This window comes from Flavobacteriales bacterium (genome assembly GCA_016716605.1).
GTDB lineage: Bacteria > Bacteroidota > Bacteroidia > Flavobacteriales_F > PHOS-HE28 > PHOS-HE28.
In genome coordinates this window covers 740,704-757,790 of record JADJWA010000001.1, presented here as the reverse complement: position 1 = coordinate 757,790, position 17,087 = coordinate 740,704, and the positions used below count along the sequence as shown (strand labels likewise).

Here is a 17,087-nt window from a genome sequence, read left to right as displayed (position 1 = left end):
CCTCATGGCACTGTGAGTTTCACCACCAACATGCTGGCGTCTTTGGGATGCAGCTTGGCTGGCACTTCAACCCAAGTGCTATTGCCACTCTGGTTCACCTTGAGCATTCGTCCGTCCCTCAGAGCGATTGCTTCGGGCAGTGGTTTGCCTTCAAACGAGTCGAAACCCCATTTACCGGGCCGATCGAACATCAGGTAGGCGACCTTGCCATGCTGTGTTGCAGTCATGCCGGGCACACGCTCGCCATATGGCTCGATTGCCCTCGTCCCATACACCGCCTCCCCGTTCACCTTCAGCCATTCGCCCACTTCCTTCAAACGCACGTAGGCCGTTGAGTCGATCTGCCCATCAGGTCCGGGTGCCACGTTCAGCAGCAGGCTTCCCCCGCGCGACACCACACTCACCAGCGTGCGGATGATCTCGTCGGTGCTCTTGTACTTCTCGTTGGGCACCCAGCTCCAGCTCGTTCCCATGGGCAAACAGGTCTCCCACGGCACGCCGAGGTCGGCATCGGGCACATGGCCTTCGGGCGTCACGTAGTTCTCGTATTCGCCGCCCACGGTACGGTCCACCACGAGCAGGCCGGGTTGATGTTTCCGTGCCATCGCTGCGATGCGCGCCATGTCGATGTCCTGCTCGATGGTGATCGCCTTCTGCCAGCTAACGCTGGTGTCGATGCTGTTTAATGGCCGCACCCAGCCACCGTCCAGCCAGAGGATATCCACGGGGCCGTAGCCGGTCATCAGCTCTTCGATCTGCGTGTACGAGTAGTCTTTGAACTTCTGCCAGCGCTCGGGATGCTTCGTGGGCAGGTAGTTCACGCTGCGGTCCTTCGGCGGGAAGTAGGGCCACCAGTAGTCGGGGCTGTGCCAGTCGGGCTTGCTGAAGTAGGCGCCGGTCCACAAACCTTCGGCGCGGAAGGCATCGAAGATGTGCTTGGTCACGTTGGCGCGCGCATCATCGTGGAAAGGCGTGTTCGGCGAGGTCAGCCGATAATCCGTGGTCCGCGTGTCGAACATGCAGAAGCCATCGTGGTGCTTGGTGGTGAAGACCATGTACTTCATACCGGCATCCTTCGCAGCACGCGCCCACTTGTCGGGATCAAACAGCGTTGGATTGAACGTGCCTTGCAGCGCTTCGTAGTTCTTCACGTATTCATTGTAAGTAGCGCCATGCTCGGGCCGTCGGCGGCACCAGTCCTCATCCTCCGGACAAATGCTCCAGCTCTCCACCACGCCCCATTGGCTGTACGGCCCCCAGTGCATGAGCAGTCCGAACCTGAGGTCCTTCCAGGCGGCGAGCTTCTTCTGGACGAGTGTATCGGAGGGTGGGACGTAGGGGGCTTGGGCGAGAAGAGTGAGCGGGTGAAATGCCGCGAAAATCAACACGGCCACGGGCCACAGGCTCCTGGCCACGGGTTGCGCAGTGCGTTGGGGCGAAGTGGTGCCGCAGCCGGTGGCCCATGGCCCGGAGCCCGAAGCGCATTCAGTGATCATCGCTGAAACCAAAATTGGGTTTGCGCTCCTTCCACCTCCCCTCGGTGAAGTCCGGTATGTCCTGCACCTGACCGCCCTCGGCGATGCTCTTCTCGCTTAGCGGCGTAATGGCGTACCAGGTGGCCATGTCGTACACGTCCAACGGGAAGGGTCGCTTGCGCTTGATGCACTCAATGAAGACGTGGTCCACGAAGAAGTCCATGCCGCCGTGGCCAGCTCCTTCGGCCTGGGACGCGTAACGTTTCCAGAGCGGATGATCGTGCTGCTCCAGCAGGGCCTTGCTGTTCTCCCATCGGTGGCTGTGCTCCATGCTCTTCTCGAAGTAGAGCATGCCTTGATCCAGTTCGCCCCAGCCGGTTTCCTGCCAGAGGCCCTCGGTGCCCTGCACGCGGAAGCCGAGGTTGTACGGACGCTGCAAGGTGGTGTCGTGCGTGAGCAGGATCGTTTCGCCGTTGGCGCATTGGATCTGGGTGCTCACCACATCGCCGCATTTGAATTCCACGCGTGCGTTCGGATGCGATGCGCCGCCTTTCGCATGTTCCATGATGTGCTTGCTCGCGCCGCGTGCCTTGCTGGCGATGCTGCTCAGGTGCGTGAGCCGGTTGCCGCGGTTGATGTCCATCATCACCGCAACGGGGCCGAGGCCGTGCGTGGGATAGAGCTCCCCGTTGCGGTCCACATAATGCTGGGTGCGCCACTTGGCCTCGCTCCAGCCCTTCGCGCCGAACTCCACGCCATCGCCATAGCCGTTGGGCGCGCCGCTATTGAATAGAACGTGCCGCAAGTCATGCTGGTATCCGCCTTGCGCATGCACCAGCTCGCCGAACAAGCCCTGGCGCACCATGTTCATCACCGCCATCACATCGCGGCGGTAGCACACGTTCTCGAGCAGCATCACCGGTACGCCGGTCCGCTCGCTCGTGCGCGCGATCGCCCAGCAATCATCCACGCTCATGGCGCCGCACACTTCCATGCCCACGACCTTGCCCGTTTCCAGCGCCGCGATGCCCTGCTGCACGTGCCATTCCCACGGACTGCTGATGATCACCGCATCGATGTCCTTGCGGCGCAGCAGCTCCAGGTAGCCCTCATTGCCGTTCACGTACGCCACGGCCTTGGGCCGGTTGGCCTTGGCGAGCAGCTGTTGCGCCATGGCCGCCATGCTGGCATCGGGATCGTGCATGGCGATGATCTCCACATCATCGCGCATGGCGAGCTCGGCCAGGTGCATTTGCCCGCGCAGGCCAACACCGATGAAGCCCAGTCGCACCTTCTGGTAGCCGGGCTGATAGAATGCCTTCAGGCTGCGCGGCACCAAGCCGAAACCGAGGATGGCGAGGGTGGTGTCACGGATGAAGGCGCGGCGATCGGCATGCATGTGGATCTGCGGATGTTGGGCGGGATCAGTGCAACGGACCAGCCATGAAGCGGAGGCTCGATCGCTGATCGCCGCAGCGGATGCTGGCGGTGTGCAGGCCCTGGCTCAAGTGTGGCATCGGCAGGCTCATGAGCCCGTGCCGTGCGGCGCGGCGTTCGTGCAGCAACAGGCGGCCTATGGCATCCCGGACCTCCACTTCAAGGTCTACGGCCCGTTCAGGGACTTGCACCATGAGGCCGGTATCCTCGGCGTACCAACTGATCAATCCGGCATTGGTCGGCTGAGGGGCGCCCACCAGGATCTGCCCCGGCGTTCGGCAGAAGGTGTAGCTGTTCACCAATCCGCACCCCGCTCCTTGGCCATCGGTCTGCCAGCCATTGAAGGTGACGCAGAGGTCGAAGCCATCGTCATCCACCACTATCTCGCCGAACTGGCCATGTTCGGCACTGGGGTTCGGATGCACGCCGCCTTGGTTGAACTGGCCGCCTTTGTATGAACCCCAGCGCGCAAGGGCCGCGGCTTGGAAGATGGGATAGTGGTAGCGCAGGTCCTGGGAGGTGCTGAAGTCGGCATTGGCGCCATCGTCGATCGCGAGCATGTGCGCATCGCCGGCGATGATGAAGAGGTCCTTCACGCCAAGGGCGAAGAGCACATCGTTGAGGGCTGTGCGCTCGGTGGGCTGACAGGCCCAGTTCTCCGGATAGCCCACGCTGTTCCAGGTGAGCGAGGTGACCCACGCGGCCACCAGTCCGTTGTCGCGCGCGTAGAGCATCTCGCTGAGCAGCCACGCGAGCTGCGCGCCGCTCATCATCTCTTCATCGGTCTTGGTGCTGCGCAGGTCACTGAGGATGAAATGCACGCGGCCGATGGTGAAGGACTGATGCACGCTGATGGGATGGTGCAGCGGATAGTGCGGCACGTACTCGCGGTAGGCGCGCGCGGCGCTGGCCTTACCGATGAAGCTGGCATCGGAGCCGTTGCCGCAGAAGTCATGATCGTCCCACACGTAGGCAATGGGCGTGGCGTGCAGGAACTCCTTCATCGGGGAGGGGGAGAGCACGTCTTCGCGATAAGGCGCGCGGTGCGGATCGATCTCCGTGCTGTTGGGGTCGCGGTAGTGCAGGTCGCCGGTGCTGAGGAAGAAGAGCGGCTCCTGGTCGCGCATGGCCTGCCACACGGGATGGCTGCTGCTGCCGTTGCAGGAGCCGGCGACGAAGGAGAAGGATGCAGCACCGAAGCCCGGCGTGGTGAAGCTGCCCGCCGCGATCCCCGAGGCATCGGGGGCGTCGTTCACCTCGAAACGATAGGTGTAGGGTGTATTGGGCAGCAGGCCTTGCAGATGGAGCTCAGCAACGAGGTCGGTGCTGGGTTCGGCGGCGGTGTACGGGCTTGCGACCTCATCGGTGCACGGCGGTGCGCAGGCCAGCACGCGCACGCTGTCAGTGGGCCCGCTGAGCCGAGCGCGGATCTGGATGCTGGTGGGTGAGAGCGCGCCGCTCCAGTAGGCCGTCACGCTCTCTTGGGCGGTGCAGTTCAGCGCAGATAAGGCCAGAAGGATGAAGGGAGCGCGCATGCGGTCAGGCACGAAGATGGGCTGTGCGCTCAGAACGGCCAAGCGGGCATCGAGAGCACGGTGGCGAAGACGCTGATGAATCCGAGGGCTGCGCCCGAATAGACCTGGCCGGACGTGTGGTCGCTGGTGAGCAGCCGCGCGGTGCCCAGCGCACCGGCCAGCAGCAGCAGCAGGGCAAGCGGCATGAAGGCGCCGATGCGATGGAGCGCGTCGAGGGCCGCCACCGCGCCGATGCAGCCGCCGATGCCCACCATGTGCGCGCTGATCTTCCAGCGCAGCGTGATCAATGTGGTGAGGAGCAGGGCGATCGTCGCGCCGGCGAGCAGGGCGGCGGTAATCGGATGCACCGGCGCTTTCAGCAGCAGGTAGCCGGCCATCACATAGTAGAGCAGCGTCATCACGAAGGGCGCGATGCGCTCTTGGCGGGCGTGCATCTCCAGGCTGCGCACCACGCCCGCGCTGCGCAGGAGCATTGCGCTGGCGAGCGGGAAGGCGATGGTCATCAGCGCCACGATGGCCAGCAGCTTCCAGCGCGATTCAGTGGGCAGGAAGTAGCTTAGGTGCAGGTCGAGCTCCAGCGCGAGCCAGAGGGTGAGCGCCGGCATCAGCAGCGGATGGAGCGCGTAGGAGAGGAAGCGGGCGGCGGGGAGCATTGGTGTGAAAGCGGAATTTGAAAGCTGAAAGAGCGTGGCAGGCGGCTCTGCTTATGCGAGAGCGATGCGATTTCAGCTTTCATGTTTCGGCTTTCTCTCTAGAGCTGCTTCCGCAACCGCGCCACGGGCAGGCTCAGCTGCTCGCGGTACTTGGCCACGGTGCGCCGGGCGATGTTGTAGCCCTTGCTGATGAGCAGCGCGGTGAGCTCATCGTCGGTGAGGGGCTTGCGCTTATCCTCGGCCTCGATGGCGTCCTTCAGGATCTTCTTCACCTCGCGCGTGCTCACCTCTTCGCCTTCCTGGTTGGTGAGGCTCTCGCTGAAGAAGAACTTGAGCAGGATGGTGCCGTAGTTGGTCTGCACGTACTTGCTGTTGGCCACGCGGCTGATGGTGCTGATGTCCATGCCCACCTTCTCGGCGATGTCCTTCAGGATCATCGGCTTCAGCTTCGTCTCATCGCCGGTGAGGAAGAACTCGCGTTGATGCTCCATGATCGCCTCCATGGTTACCAAGAGCGTGTGCTGCCGTTGCTTGATCGCGTCGATGAACCATTTGGCACCGTCGAGCTTCTGCTTGATGAACATCATCGCCTCCTTGGCGGCTTTGTCCTTCTTGTTGCGCTGGTATTCCTGCATCATGTCGCGGTAGGCGCGGCTGATGCGGAGCTCCGGTGCGCTGCGTCCGTTGAGGCTGAGCTCCAGCTGGCCGTCGATGGACATGATGGTGAAATCGGGCACGATCTCTTGTCGGGGCGCACTGGTCTCGCGCAGGGTGTTGCCGGGCTTGGGGTTCAGGCGGATGATCAGGTCGATGGCGTCCTTCAGCGCGTCCTCGTCGATCTCGAGGCGCTCGATGATCTTGTCGTAGTGCTTCTTGCTGAAGGCATCGAAGTGCTTGTCGAGGATGGCCTCGGCCACGCGCTGATCGAGGCTGTGGGGCATGCGGCGCACCTGCAGCAGGAGGCATTCGCGCAGGTCGCGCGCTCCGGTGCCCGCCGGGTCAAGCTCTTGGACGGCGTGCAGGGCCTTCTCGAGCTCAGCCACATTGGCCATCACGTTCTGGGTGAAGGCCAGGTCGTTCACGATGGCGTGCAGGTCGCGGCGCAGGTAGCCGTCCTCGTCGAGGTTGCCGATGATGTGCTCGGCGAGCCGCTCGGTGCGTTCGTCGCAATCGATCAGGGAGAGCTGCGCCTTCAGGTGGTCCTGGAAGGTGGTGCCTCCGGCCAGGGGGATCTCGCGGTCCTCCTCATCGGGGCCTGTGTTGCGCACGCTCAGCTTGTAGTCGGGCGTATCGTCGTCCGGGAAGTACTCGCTCAAGTCGAAGTCGTCGCGTTCCTGGTCCTCGTGCTCCTCGCTATCGAGCTCCTCGCTGCCGGCGATGGCCTCCTCCTCGGTGGGCTGCTCCTCCTCGTCGCTGTCCTCGCCGCTCTCCAGCGCGGGATTCTCCTCGAGCTCCTGGCGGATGCGCTCCTCCATCTCCACCGTGGGCAGCTGCAGCATCTTCATCAGCTGGATCTGCTGCGGGCTGAGCTTCTGCTGGAGCTTCTGATACAGGCCTTGCTTCAACATGACGGGGCGAAAATACGGGGGGGAGTTCAGGGCGGGCGGAACGTTGCCGCCCGGTTCGGTCGGCGCGCGCATTCCGTGCTGATACCTTCGCGCCTCACAACAACACGCACCATGCTCCTGAAAACCATTTCACTTGTCGCCCTTGGCGCAATGGCCATCGCCGCGCACGAGCTGCCCAACCTCAACATCGGCGATGCCATGCCCGCTGCCGATGTGAAGATGAAGAACGTGGATGGCGAGATGGCCACGTTGAAGGGTCTTGCTGGCCGCAACGGCACGCTGGTGATCTTCTCGTGCAACACCTGCCCCTTCGTGATCGGCTCGGAGGGCAGCGAGGGCTGGGAAGGCCGCTACCCGGAGCTGATGGCCGTGGGTGCGCGCTTCGGCGTTCCGGTGGTGCTGATCAACAGCAACGAGGCCAAGCGCGACCAGGGCGATGGCTTCGCGGAGATGCAGGCGCGCTACAAGGAGAAGAACTACATCGGCGCCTACCTGCTCGATGAAGGGCACAAGGTGGCCGACGCCTTCGGCGCGCGCACCACGCCGCACGTGTTCCTCTTCGACAAGAACCACAAGCTCGCGTACAAGGGCGCCATTGACGACAACGTGGCCAAGGCCAGCGATGTGAAGGAGCGCTGGGCCTACAACGCCATCTCGAACATGGTTGAGGGCAAGGCCGCGGATCCCAGCAGCACGCGCAACATCGGCTGCAGCATCAAGCGACTGGCGCATCAGCACTAGTAGGTTATTGCTTCCCGCTTCGTTCCTCGCGGTCGCAATGACCGGTTGAGGGGTTGCAGGAGTCGTGGCCGGCCCTCGACCTCAACACAGGTTGATAACTCCTGTCATGCCAGCAGAACGGCCGGACCTTCCTTTGCAGCAAATCGGATCCTGATGAATGTTCTCTTGATCGGCGGCGGCGGACGCGAGCATGCGCTGGCTTGGAAGATCGCGCAGAGCTCCTTGCTCGATGCGCTCTTCGTGGCGCCCGGCAACCCCGGCACCTTGCGCCATGGCCGATCCGCAGAGATCGACCCCGCTGACCACAAGGCCCTTCGCAACTTCATCCTGGAGAAGAATATCCGCATCGTGGTGGTGGGCCCCGAAGGCCCGTTGGTGGATGGCCTGCACAACCGGATCGCGGAGGACCCGAAGCTCGCCGGCGTCACGGTGATCGGTCCCAAGGCCGAGGGCGCACGCCTCGAGGGCAGCAAGGATTTCGCGAAGGAGTTCATGTTCCGCCACAACATCCCCACGGCGGCGCACCGCACCTTCACGAAGGGCCAGTTGCAAGACGCCATCGAGCACCTCGACCGCGTGAACGCGCCCTACGTGGTGAAGGCCGATGGCCTCGCAGCCGGCAAGGGCGTGATCATCACCAACGACAAGAAGGAGGCGGCCAAGGCGCTGCGCGACATGCTGCAGAGCGGCCGCTTCGGAGAGGCCGGCGAGCGCGTGGTGATCGAGCAGCACCTGAAGGGCGTGGAGTGCAGCGCCTTCCTGATCACCGACGGCGATGCGTTCAAGATGCTGCCCGCCGCCAAGGACTACAAGCGCATCGGCAACGGCGACAGCGGCCCCAACACAGGCGGCATGGGCGCGGTATCACCGGTGACCTTCGCCGACAAGGATTTCATGCAGAAGGTGCATGACCGCGTGGCGGCGCCCACCGTGCGCGGCATGAAGAAGGATGGCCTCGCCTATCAGGGCTTCCTCTTCATGGGACTTATGAACGTGAATGGCGACCCCTACGTGATCGAGTACAATGTGCGCTTGGGCGACCCCGAGACGCAAGCGATCCTACCCCGCCTGAAGAGCGATTTGCTCGATCTCTTCGAAGGCATCGCCACGGGCACGCTCAGCGAGCGCCATGTGGATGTGGATGACCGCACCGCCGTGACCATCGTGCTCGCTTCAGCAGGCTACCCCGGCGAATACGAGAAGGGCAAGCCTATCACCGGCGTGGAGCAGGTGCGCGATGCCTACGTGTTCCAAGCGGGCACCCGAACAAAGAACGATTCGCTGGTGACCGATGGCGGGCGCGTGCTCAGCGTCACCGGCATCGGCAAGGACCTGGAGAGCGCGATCGCCTCCGCCTACCGTGCAGCGGACACCATCAGCTTTGAGGGGCGCTACCGCCGGGACGACATCGGGAAGGACCTGGTGAAGCAGCCCACGCAGCGCGCGGCTGCAGCGGTGAAACCATAAGGCCGATTCGCCTGGAGGCGCTCAGGCCATGGTGCCGTTGGCCTTGGCCTTGCGGTTGTACTTGCCCTGCAGGTTGAGCCAGTACAGCATGCCCACGAAGAGCGTGATGCTGGTGAGCGTGACGGGCATCCAGCCCATCTTCTCGAGGATCTTGAAGGTCCACTCCATGAAATGGCCGAGAGCGAATGCGAAGTCTTGCATGGCGGTAAGGCGTGAAGCGGGGCGAAGATAGGAGGGGGGAGTTGGCACTGTTGTCATCCATGGATCGCGATCGCCCATCGCCCCCCATCCCGACCTTCGCCCCCATGCTCGCCGCCTTCTTCCGCAGCAACCAGCCTGCTGTGCTGGTGTCCGCGCCGATGGTGTCGGTGGCCTTATTCGCACCTTCGCTCTGGCATCATCCGGTGTCAACGGGCCCTTTGATGCCGGTGGCCGAACTGGTGCATCAGGCGTTGGGCGACAAGGCATGGGCGCATGGGATGCTGGGCATCATGCTGATCACAGCCATTGCGATGCAGCTCGCCGTACTGATCAATTCCTTGGAGCTGATGGACCGGCGCAATCACCTGGCGGTGCTCACCTTCCCGGTGGTGCTGGCCGGCGTTTGCGGCCCTGGGGCCTATGATCCGGCGCTGCTCGGGTTGCCGCTGGTACTCTTCGCGCTGCTGCGGTCATGGTCAATAAGCAACACGGGTCCGGCGCTGGCCGCGTTATTCGATGCGGGGCTGCTCATCGGGCTGGCATCCTTGTGCTACCTGCCGTATGCCTTGCTGCTGGTGGTGCTCTGGAGCAGCACGTCGCTCATCAGGCCATTCGCGTGGCGTGAATACCTGCTGCCGGTGCTCGCCGTTGCGGTCGTCTTCGGCCTCACTTGGCTCACCCTTCACTTGGTTGGCCTCACGCCGTGGCGGCCGCTGCATACGGTGATGCCCGAAGCGATGCAGCCAGCGGTGCTCTGGGATGCCGCCGCGCGCAAAGGCTTCGTGTGCCTGCTGGCCCCCGTGGTGCTGTCTGCGGCCGCTGCCTTCGTCGGGAGCTATGCGCACAGCGTGATGCGCGGCAAGAACCTTCGTCTGGCCTTGCTGGCGCTCACGCTGGCGTTGGCGGCAGTGATCTCGCTGCTCGGACTCATGCATGGCGGCTTCCCGGCTGTACTGGCAGCCCTGCCGCTCGGGGTGCTCGTGGCTTACCCATTCCTGAAGCCGAAGCGGGCCTGGTTGGCTGAGCTTGCGCTGTCCGGCTTGACCGGCTTGGCCCTGTGGGTGCGGTGGTCGGCGATTTGACGGGTCATTAAGAATGCAGAACGGCCGCTTGCGGCGGCCATTCTGCATGAACAAGGTTCGCTCAGCGGCCGCGCGAGGTGCTGTAATTGATCTTCAGGGCGTTGCTCTTGCGCAGCTCCTGCTTCACATCGGTCACGAACTTCATGTAGGTGTCCTTGTCCACCTTCAGGGAGCGGGTGATCTTGCCGCGGAGCACTTCATCGCGCCGCTCGTTTCCGGCCACCACGAAGGCGTCGATCTCACTGAGGGTCGCGAAGTCGTCGTTGAGCTGCAGTAGGGGCTCGGTGCCGCGTGATTTGTCATTGGGCGGGCCGATGTAGAGGTAATCGACCAGGGCCTTGTCCTCGAGCTTGGCCACTTCGTTGGCTTCGGGCAGCACCACCTTCACCTTCAGGTCCACTTCGCGCATCACGGTGGTGACCATGAAGAAGAAGAGGAGCATGAAGATGATGTCGGGCAATGAGGCCGTGCTGATGGCCGGCGTGGATCCTTTCTTTTCCTTGAAGCGCGACATGGCGATCAGTTCTTCTTGGTAAGGTCAACCGGTTCGGCCTCCGAGATGCGCTGCGGGTACACCAGCCGGATGGCCTTGATCCGCTCCTGGTCCTCGTCCGCCTTCTCATCGAGCTCGGTGAACTTGCGGCCGAACTTCTCCGTGCTCAGCTCGTCGCGCAGTTCGCGGATCCCTGATTCCAGTTCGTTCTGCACCTGCACGTACATATTGTAGCTGGTCTTGGAGCCGGTCTGCAAGGAGATGAGCGCCTCGTTCGGGAGCTCGTAGAATTCCTCCTTCAGAAGATCGATCGCTTTCAATTTTCCCTCCCACTTCTTGATGGCGTCCTCGAAGCGGGCCTTTGAGGTATCAGAAGCCGCAGTGAGCCATCCCTTGTTGAGGCTGAGCTGCTCCCGGCAGAATGCCGCGCTCACTTTCGTTTTCGCGGGAAGGTTCTCCAGATTCGAAGGGTTGGTCATGAACTCCTTGGCCCCGGCGCGCAATTCCTTGATATCCATGGGCTCCCCTTCGACCAGGAGCTGATCGGCATCGTTCACCAGAACCTCATAGACATTGCGCTTATTGATGACATCCGGATCCGGCGGGGTTTCCACCACCGGCGGCAGCAAGCGCAGGATGCCCACATCGGTATCCATGGTGGTGGTCACCAGGAAGAAGATCAGCAGCAGGAAGGCGATGTCGGCCATCGAGCCGGCATTGATCTCGCCCGGGCCTGACTTGGCGCGTTTCTTCAGCATAGCGTGTTCACTTGAGCATTCGGGTGACCTCTCCGTAGAGAATCGTTCCGATGGCGGCCACGACCCCGACCACCGCCATGCCGATGCCGGCGCCGATCAGCTTCGAGGTGCTCTCGGTGATGTTCCATTCCGGGCGGGTTGAGCCGTCGGCGATGAGATAGGCGATGAGCATGACCACCGCGAAGATCCCGATGCCGATCATCGATTTGCGGTTGACACCGAACGCTGCGAACACGAGCGTGATCAGCGTGGCGATGACGAAGGCGATGTAGGTGACCCACAGCCCGCCGGAGATGCCGGCATCGCTGCCGGTCCAGATCATGATGATGAACAGCACACCCAGGCCCATGATAGCCCATTGCGCGATTCGGCCGATGAGGTTGGAGCTCTGATGCATGTACTTAGTGCTTGCTCGTGTTGGTCTTCACCAGCAGGTCCACCAAGCTGATGGAGGCCTCCTCCATCTGGCCGGTGATGCTGTCGATCTTGCTCTGCAGGTAGTTGTAGAAAATCTGCAGGATGATGGCGACGATGAGGCCGAACACGGTGGTGAGCAGCGCGATCTTGATACCGCCAGCCACGATGGCCGGGCTGATGTTGTTGGCGGCCGCGATCTGGTCGAAGGCCTCGATCATCCCGATCACGGTGCCCATGAACCCAAGCATGGGGGCCAGGGCGATGAACAGGGCGATCCAAGGCAAGCCGCGCTCTAGGCGGCCCACTTCCACGCCACCATAGGCCACGATGCTCTTCTCGGCGATCTCGACGCCCTCGTGGGCGCGGTCGAGGCCCTGATAGAAGATGCCGCCGATGGGGCCGCGGGTGTTGCGGCACACCTCCTGGGCCGCATCGATGCCACCCGACTTTAGCGCATCCTCCACATTGCTGAGGAGCTTCGTGGTGTTGGTGTTAGCCATGTTGAGGTAGATGATGCGCTCGATGACCATGGCCAAGCCAAGAATCAGGCACAGGAGCACCGGGGCCATGTAGGTCGGGTCGCCCTCGATGAAGCGCTGCTTCAGCATCTGGTGGCCACCGGCCGGGGCGGCATCGGTCACTTCGGTAGATGCAGCGGCTGGGGCGTTCTGCGCCATGACCGGGGTGGTGAGCAGGCTGAGGCCGACGAAGGCCGCCATGCAGAGTGACAAGAACTTGCGTACCATGTGTGAAGGGTTGCGTGAGGGGGTTGTTGTCGGTTGGTTCCGTTGAGAGCGGGTCAAAGATGCGGGTTGGATCGAAGCGACGAACCGGTTGAGGGGTAGGGCGAGCGCCCGAATCCTGGCCGGTTGCTGATTGGAGGTTGAGCTCCCTGCAATGAGGGGGATTGGCCTCCTTCGTCGGCCTTTCCCGTTGGGGAGGGATTCATTGCTGATCGATGGCCCTTCGGGCCTTGCATCATCTGCATCGTCGGCTCGCCGTGAAGGCGGGAAAGGGATTGGCCTCCTTCGTCGGCCTTTCCCGTTGGGGAGGGCTTCATTGCAGATCGACGGACCTTCGGGCCTTGCATCATCTGCATCGTCGGCTCGCCGAAGCAAGCTTCGCTCGCCGCCGTCGCAGATGATGCGGCGGCTCCGCCGCCGATCCGCAATGGCGGAGAGAGAGGGATTCGAACCCCCGTTACCCTTTCAGGTAAACGCACTTTCCAGGCGCGCGCCTTCAACCACTCGGCCATCTCTCCAGTTATGGTCGGGAAGGCGGTTCCTGGCCTTTCCGAAGGGCGGCCAAGGTAGCAATCCGACTTGTGCTGCAAGGGCTGCACAGGAAGTGGCGCAGGATAGGCAGCGAGCGGAAGGGCTGGCATGTTACCCCAACGTCAACTCGCCGGCGATCGGTGCCGCCATTCGTTGGGCGAAGGCCTCCGCAGGCTGCTCCATGGAGAGCAGGAACATGGCCTTGGCAAGCGTGGCCTCCACGGTCATGTCGGCACAGGGAATCACGCCGAGCTCTACGAACGCACGGCTGGTCACATAACGGCCTTGCTCCACCCGGCCGCCCACGCATTGGGTCACGTTGAGCAGTTGGAGGCCCCGCTCACGCGCGTTGCGCAGGGCCCCTATGAATTCCGGTTCGGTGGGGCCATTGCCGCTGCCGAAGGTGGTGAGCAGCGCCGCGCGCAGGCCGGGCGTGCCCAAGGCATGCGTCACCCATTCCGCGGAGATCCCCGGGAATAAGCGGATCACCCCCACCCGGGCATCGACTCGCTCGTGCACCTTGAGCGGCCCGCTGCGGTTCAGCAGGATCGCGGAGCGGTCATAGCGCAGGTGAACACCGGCCTCTGCCAGTGCTGGCCAATTCGGGGAGCGGAAGGCCTCGAAGCGCTCGGCATGCACCTTCACCGTTCGGTTGCCGCGCATCAAGCGGTACTCGAAGTACACGGCCACTTCGGGCACCATCGCACGACCCTGTTCATCCTTGGCGGCGGCGATCTCGATGGCGGTGATCAGGTTCTCCTTGGCATCGGTGCGGATGGTGCCGATGGGCAATTGCGATCCAGTGAGGATCACGGGCTTGCTCAGTCCTTCCAGCAGAAAGCTCAACGCGCTTGCGGTGTAGGCCATGGTATCGCTGCCGTGCAGCACCACGAAGCCGTCGTAGCGGTCGTAGGATTCGCCGATGATCCGCGCGATGCGCACCCAGTCCGCCGGCCGCATGTCGCTGCTGTCGATGGGCTGCTCAAAGGTGGTGGCGCCCAATCGCACACCGATGCGCGCCAGTTCGGGCACCTGCTCTTCGAGGTGGGCAAGGTCCATGGGGCGCAGTTCCCCGGTGCGCGGATCGGCGAGCATGCCGATGGTGCCGCCGGTGTAGATCAGGAGGACGGAAGCGCTCATCGCCGGAAAAGTAGATTGGCGTTCCGCGTGGTGATCGCGGCGATCTCTTCCACCGGAAGGCCCGTGGCCTCCGCGAGCTTGGCGGCGATGTACGCGAGGTAGCCGGGCTCGTTGCGCTTGCCACGGTAGGGCACGGGTGCGAGGTAGGGCGCATCGGTCTCCAGCACGCAATGCGCAGCGCCCACTTCGCGCAGGGTCTCGAACAAGCCGCCCTTCGGGTAAGTGACCACGCCGCCGATGCCAAGATAAAAGCCCTTCAATGCGATCACGCGCAGCGCTTGTTCCGCACTTCCGGTGAAGCAATGGAACACGCCGGTGAGAGAATCGTCATTCTCCTCCTCCACGATGGCGAGCACCTCAATAAAGCTCTCCCGGCAATGGATGGCGATCGGCAAGCGCAGCTCCTTCGCCCAGCGCACCTGCTGACGGAACACCTCCTGCTGCTGCGCGAGGAAGGTCTTATCCCAGTACAGGTCGATGCCGATCTCACCCACCGCGCAATAGCGACCGGTGCGCAGCAAGCGCTCCACCTCTTCCATCGCGGCGGCATTGTCCTCACCCACATGGCACGGGTGCAGTCCCATCATGGCGAAACAGCGATCGGGGTGCGCGGCTACGAGCGCATCCATGCCGGCGATGCTCTCGTGGTCCACGTTCGGCAGGAAGAGCCTCGAGACACCGGCCTCGGCCGCGCGCTGGAGCATGGCCTCGCGGTCCGCATCGAACTTGGTGCTGTAGAGATGGGCGTGGGTGTCGATCAGTTCCAAGCGCAGGTTGCGGGTTGTCCTGGCTCAAGGCCGGGATGACGGGTTGATGGAAAGCAGGTTGGGGGTTGAATGCCTTGATTGACGAGTTGGGCACAAAGGTCGCGGCCAACCTGCAACCGTCATCAGCCCTGAGCCTGCGGCAGAGGCCAGTGCGTTGGCAACAACCCTCAACCCCCAACTTCGCACCCGATGAAGCTCCTAATCCTGAGGTTTTCCTCCATTGGTGACATCGTGCTCACCAGCCCGGTGCTGCGCTGCGCCAAGGAGCAGCTAAAGGATGCGGAGATCCATGTCACCACCAAAAGCGCCTTCGCCGACCTGGTGCGATTCAATCCGCATGTGAGCAGGGTGCATGAGCTGGGCGACGACCTGGGGGAGCTGACCTTGCGATTGAAGGCCGAGCGCTTCGATGCCGTGATCGACCTGCACCATAACCTGCGCACGGCCCGGATCAAGCGTGCGCTCGGCGTGCCCGCGCACAGCTTCCCCAAGCTCAACATCGAGAAGTGGTTGCTGGTGAACCTGCGCATCGACCGCATGCCGAGGATCCACATCGTAGATCGCTACATGAGCGCCGTAGCGCACCTCGGGGTGAAGAACGACGGCAAGGGCTTGGAGCTTTTCATCCCCGCCGAGTGCGAGGTGCCCCTCGCCTCGCTGCCCCCATCGCATCAATCCGGATACACGGCGCTCGCGATCGGTGCGGCGCACGCCACCAAACGGCTTCCCCAGCACAAGCTCATCGAGCTCGCACGCTTGATCGACGGCCCCATCGTGCTCATCGGCGGCAAGGAGGACCAAGCCTTGGCGCGCATGATCGGTGATGCCATCGGTGGGCGAGCCTTCGATGCCACAGGCCGCTATGACATCCTGGGAAGCGCTTCGTTGATCAAGCAGGCACGGAGCATGATCGCCCACGACAGCGGTGCCATGCACATCGCCTGCGCATTCAACAAGCCGGTGGTAAGCGTCTGGGGAAACACGGTGCCGCAATTCGGCATGGGGCCTTATCAGCCGGAGCATCCGGAACGGGCCATGATCAGTGAGGTACCGGACCTGTCCTGCCGCCCGTGCAGCAAGATCGGCCATGACCGATGCCCCAAGGGCCACTTCCGGTGCATGGAGAAGCAGGACCTTCACCGCATCGCTGAACTCGTCAACGCATGAGCTGGGACATCTTCATCCAGGACTTCCCCGATGTGCCGTCGATCAATGATGTGCCGGATGCATTCCGCCCGAAGCCCATTGGCAATCGCGACGAGCTGATCGCCCGTATCCGCGAGGCCATTCCCTTCATCGACCAAGTGGACAGCGATTGGCTCTTCGCCAAGGGCGATGACATCGACGTCAGCTTCCAGCTGCACATGGAGGACGCCACGCAGGTGCGCTATATGGTGGCGCATGTGCACGGCGGCGAGCAGAGCGCGGCGTGCATCGGAGCCTTGCTTCGGCAACTCGGATTGCGCGGGCACGATACCGCAACGGGCGAGCTATTCGATGGGCTCAGTTTGGACGAAGGGCTGTAATCAACTGAAGAGCTTCTTCAGCTCCGTGGCCTCCTCGGGCTTCATCTTGTTGCTGAGGATGAGCCGCAATTGCCTGCGCCGAAGCGCGCCATCGTAACGGCGGCGCTCCTCATCGTTGGTGGGCTCGGCCTCAGGCACCTGCATGGGCCTCCCCGCGTGATCCACCGCCACGAAGGTGTAGATGGCGCTGTTGCACGGGATCTTCTCTCCGGTCACTTGGTCCTCTACGGAAACATCGCTCCACACTTCCATGCTGCTGCCGAAGGCACGGCTCACGTGGCTGCGGATGGTGACGAAGTCGCCGAGCTTGATGGGCCGGTCGAAGCCCACGTGGTTCACGGCCACGGTGACCACGGTGCGCTTGCAGTGCCGGTGCGCGCTGATGGCGCAGCTGATGTCGAGCCATTGCAGCAGCCGCCCTCCGAAGAGGTTCCCGAGGGTGTTGGTGTCATTGGGCAGCACCACATGCGTGGTCTCGGAGTAGCTGTCGCTGATGGGGCGTGAGGCGCGGTTCATGTGCGGTGCTCGCCTTCGCGATCGTGCGCTTCGGCGA

General features: G+C 63.0%; 18 protein-coding genes and 1 tRNA gene. 5 read left to right on the top strand and 14 right to left on the bottom strand.

The window, feature by feature from the left end; all coding sequences use genetic code 11:
- Positions 1 to 2: 2 nt before the first annotated feature.
- The 5 genes from IPM12_03005 to rpoN form a co-directional block, all read right to left on the bottom strand.
- Positions 3 to 1,496 carry an alpha-L-fucosidase gene (locus tag IPM12_03005; protein MBK9146772.1) on the bottom strand — a complete coding sequence of 498 codons (1,494 nt, stop codon included), beginning with the start codon at positions 1,494 to 1,496 and terminating at the stop codon, positions 3 to 5.
- Positions 1,486 to 2,874, bottom strand: coding sequence for a Gfo/Idh/MocA family oxidoreductase (locus tag IPM12_03000; GenBank protein MBK9146771.1), 1,389 nt, complete (start codon positions 2,872 to 2,874; stop codon positions 1,486 to 1,488). The genes IPM12_03005 and IPM12_03000 overlap by 11 nt, the downstream gene beginning before the upstream one ends.
- Positions 2,875 to 2,899: 25 nt before the next feature.
- A complete protein-coding gene (locus IPM12_02995) occupies positions 2,900 to 4,447 on the bottom strand; it encodes an alkaline phosphatase D family protein (GenBank protein ID MBK9146770.1) in 1,548 nt (515 codons plus the stop codon).
- A gap of 29 nt (positions 4,448 to 4,476) precedes the next feature.
- Positions 4,477 to 5,100, bottom strand: coding sequence for a hypothetical protein (locus IPM12_02990; protein ID MBK9146769.1), 624 nt, complete (start codon positions 5,098 to 5,100; stop codon positions 4,477 to 4,479).
- Positions 5,101 to 5,198: 98 nt separating this feature from the next.
- Positions 5,199 to 6,668, bottom strand: coding sequence for an RNA polymerase factor sigma-54 (gene rpoN / locus IPM12_02985; GenBank protein ID MBK9146768.1), 1,470 nt, complete (start codon positions 6,666 to 6,668; stop codon positions 5,199 to 5,201).
- Between the two features lie 111 nt (positions 6,669 to 6,779).
- On the opposite strand from rpoN, the gene IPM12_02980 reads away from it, so the two are divergent.
- The gene (locus IPM12_02980) at positions 6,780 to 7,409 is read left to right on the top strand and encodes a redoxin family protein (protein ID MBK9146767.1); all 630 of its coding nucleotides are present in this window, start codon (positions 6,780 to 6,782) and stop codon (positions 7,407 to 7,409) included.
- Positions 7,410 to 7,562: 153 nt separating this feature from the next.
- Positions 7,563 to 8,876 carry a phosphoribosylamine--glycine ligase gene (gene purD / locus IPM12_02975; GenBank protein MBK9146766.1) on the top strand — a complete coding sequence of 438 codons (1,314 nt, stop codon included), beginning with the start codon at positions 7,563 to 7,565 and terminating at the stop codon, positions 8,874 to 8,876.
- 21 nt (positions 8,877 to 8,897) lie between these two features.
- On the opposite strand, the gene IPM12_02970 is transcribed toward purD, so the two are convergent.
- A complete protein-coding gene (locus IPM12_02970; protein MBK9146765.1) occupies positions 8,898 to 9,077 on the bottom strand; it encodes a hypothetical protein in 180 nt (59 codons plus the stop codon).
- Between the two features lie 104 nt (positions 9,078 to 9,181).
- On the opposite strand from IPM12_02970, the gene IPM12_02965 reads away from it, so the two are divergent.
- Entirely contained in the window at positions 9,182 to 10,159 is a 978-nt protein-coding gene (locus IPM12_02965) for a hypothetical protein (protein MBK9146764.1), read from the top strand.
- 61 nt (positions 10,160 to 10,220) lie between these two features.
- Here IPM12_02965 and IPM12_02960 read toward each other — a convergent pair whose 3' ends face one another.
- The 7 genes from IPM12_02960 to IPM12_02930 all read right to left on the bottom strand — a co-directional run bounded on the left by IPM12_02960 (position 10,221) and on the right by IPM12_02930 (position 15,008).
- Positions 10,221 to 10,673, bottom strand: a complete 453-nt coding sequence (locus tag IPM12_02960) for a biopolymer transporter ExbD (GenBank protein MBK9146763.1) — start codon at positions 10,671 to 10,673, stop codon at positions 10,221 to 10,223.
- 5 nt (positions 10,674 to 10,678) lie between these two features.
- Positions 10,679 to 11,410 (bottom strand): biopolymer transporter ExbD, encoded by a 732-nt coding sequence (locus IPM12_02955; GenBank protein ID MBK9146762.1) that lies wholly within the window; start codon positions 11,408 to 11,410, stop codon positions 10,679 to 10,681.
- Between the two features lie 7 nt (positions 11,411 to 11,417).
- Positions 11,418 to 11,747, bottom strand: a complete 330-nt coding sequence (locus IPM12_02950) for a hypothetical protein (protein ID MBK9146761.1) — start codon at positions 11,745 to 11,747, stop codon at positions 11,418 to 11,420.
- 64 nt (positions 11,748 to 11,811) lie between these two features.
- A complete protein-coding gene (locus IPM12_02945) occupies positions 11,812 to 12,573 on the bottom strand; it encodes a MotA/TolQ/ExbB proton channel family protein (protein MBK9146760.1) in 762 nt (253 codons plus the stop codon).
- A 425-nt stretch (positions 12,574 to 12,998) separates the two neighbouring features.
- Positions 12,999 to 13,088 (bottom strand) — tRNA-Ser (locus tag IPM12_02940).
- Positions 13,089 to 13,212: 124 nt separating this feature from the next.
- The gene (locus tag IPM12_02935) at positions 13,213 to 14,241 is read right to left on the bottom strand and encodes a type I asparaginase (GenBank protein ID MBK9146759.1); all 1,029 of its coding nucleotides are present in this window, start codon (positions 14,239 to 14,241) and stop codon (positions 13,213 to 13,215) included.
- The gene (locus tag IPM12_02930; GenBank protein MBK9146758.1) at positions 14,238 to 15,008 is read right to left on the bottom strand and encodes a TatD family hydrolase; all 771 of its coding nucleotides are present in this window, start codon (positions 15,006 to 15,008) and stop codon (positions 14,238 to 14,240) included. The genes IPM12_02935 and IPM12_02930 overlap by 4 nt, the downstream gene beginning before the upstream one ends.
- A 189-nt stretch (positions 15,009 to 15,197) precedes the next feature.
- On the opposite strand from IPM12_02930, the gene IPM12_02925 reads away from it, so the two are divergent.
- Entirely contained in the window at positions 15,198 to 16,175 is a 978-nt protein-coding gene (locus IPM12_02925) for a glycosyltransferase family 9 protein (protein ID MBK9146757.1), read from the top strand.
- Entirely contained in the window at positions 16,172 to 16,534 is a 363-nt protein-coding gene (locus IPM12_02920; GenBank protein MBK9146756.1) for a hypothetical protein, read from the top strand. Before IPM12_02925 ends, IPM12_02920 begins: the two co-directional genes overlap by 4 nt.
- On the opposite strand, the gene IPM12_02915 is transcribed toward IPM12_02920, so the two are convergent.
- On the bottom strand, positions 16,535 to 17,050 hold the full coding sequence (locus tag IPM12_02915; GenBank protein MBK9146755.1) for an acyl-CoA thioesterase: 516 nt from the start codon (positions 17,048 to 17,050) through the stop codon (positions 16,535 to 16,537).
- Between the last annotated feature and the right edge of the window lie 37 nt (positions 17,051 to 17,087).